This is a genomic window from Actinomadura napierensis, assembly GCF_039529375.1.
GTDB classification, from domain to species: Bacteria; Actinomycetota; Actinomycetes; order Streptosporangiales; family Streptosporangiaceae; genus Spirillospora; species Spirillospora napierensis.
The window spans coordinates 1-631 of the sequence record NZ_BAAAMR010000339.1 but is presented as its reverse complement, the minus strand read 5'-3'; the positions used below and the strand labels follow the sequence as shown (position 1 = coordinate 631).

The window sequence follows — 631 nt, the reverse complement described above, 5'->3', positions numbered from 1 at the left end:
TTGATTTGATGGCTAGTTAATAAAGTACCTGTGAAGTATTCAGGAACCATACGTCCTGTATTACTTGCAAGGACTGGTAAGTCGAGTACTTGAGTACCGTAACGTACTGTTGTATTCGAGAAACGTGCCTTAACGCTGCCACCACCACGAGCCCAGTGGTCGTAAGCTGAACCATCGTTGTGTTTTGGAATCATTTGGTTTCCAGCGTTTTTGTTTTCGCCAATTTTAAATGATCCATCACCAACAACGCCTACACCGAAACCAACGATACCAGGGGTAAAGCCAGATTCGATACTTACAATTGCTGATTGAGCAACTGAGCTGGTATCTTTCGCGCCCTGTTTTTTGTCACGGCTGATGTAACCTGTACGGAAGAGAATAGAACCGTTCGCATCTTCAACAAATCCTTTTGCCTCACTTTGCTCGCTTGCCTGAGCTGAGGAAATTATTGCCGCAGAAATGAGAACTGCTAATGTAAGTTTTTGTGCTTTTAGCATATTTAAAGAACCTCATAAAAACGATAAATCCTGTGCCTTGTTATTGTTCAGGGCCTAGGATTTCCATCAATTGTATAAGTAATCTATAAAAAAGATATATTTTTGTTCATTTTATTTTATATATGCTATGCAGG

The 631-nt window shown here is 40.3% G+C and carries 1 protein-coding gene; it reads right to left on the bottom strand.

The features are described from left to right. Positions 1-497: OprD family outer membrane porin (locus tag ABD296_RS49810; RefSeq protein WP_344285633.1), on the bottom strand; the 497-nt coding region annotated here is incomplete at its 3' end. Positions 498-631 lie beyond the last annotated feature (134 nt).